Here is a 613-nt window from a genome sequence, read left to right on the forward strand (position 1 = left end):
AGCGAAACGGCTCCCACTTTCTCGCCTTCCTCGGCCTCGCAGCCGCCCTCACCTGCTACAAGACGCTCGCAAAACTCACCACGTGAGACATCCTCTTAGGGATATCTCCAGGCGTCGCCTACGCAGGCGACGCCACAATATATACGGGGGATTCCGGCCCCGGCGGCAAGCTGATTTTCCAGGCGAACGGCGACAATGCCTGGGTGTGCGACATCAAGGCCGACAGCAACATCGTGTATGGCTGGGCAAGTTACACGGCCGCCAACGGCAAGAAAGAATACGCGCTCATGCATGACGCTGACGGCGCCAACGGCAACTGCGCACAGTTGCCCACCAGCGATATGAAGGAAGGTTCGAACGTGCTCCTGGAGGTATGCCTCCGCGCGAACCTCGACAGTCCGACGAAGTACTGCAACACGAGGACTGCCACCGCCTGAGAGAAAATATCGGGTGGCCCGGCGCAAGATGGTCCGGGCCACCCGATGGTGTGTCTGTGTATTGCGGAGAGCCGCCTCCAGCGGCCGTACAGGCCCGTCAGAGGGGCAGGATGACCCGCATCACGAGTCCGCCGCCCTCGCGCGGCTCCGCCATGATGCTGCCGTCGTGCGCCCGC

At 62.8% G+C, this 613-nt stretch carries 1 protein-coding gene; it reads left to right on the forward strand.

All coding sequences use genetic code 11. From position 1 onward, the window contains the following. Window positions 1-203: 203 nt before the first annotated feature. Complete coding sequence (locus IH09_RS36205) at window positions 204-437, forward strand: hypothetical protein (RefSeq protein WP_052861989.1); 234 nt, start codon at window positions 204-206, stop codon at window positions 435-437. Window positions 438-613 lie beyond the last annotated feature (176 nt).

The sequence above is a fragment of the Streptomyces celluloflavus genome (assembly GCA_000720995.1).
In the GTDB taxonomy this organism is placed as follows: Bacteria; Actinomycetota; Actinomycetes; order Streptomycetales; family Streptomycetaceae; genus Streptomyces; species Streptomyces celluloflavus.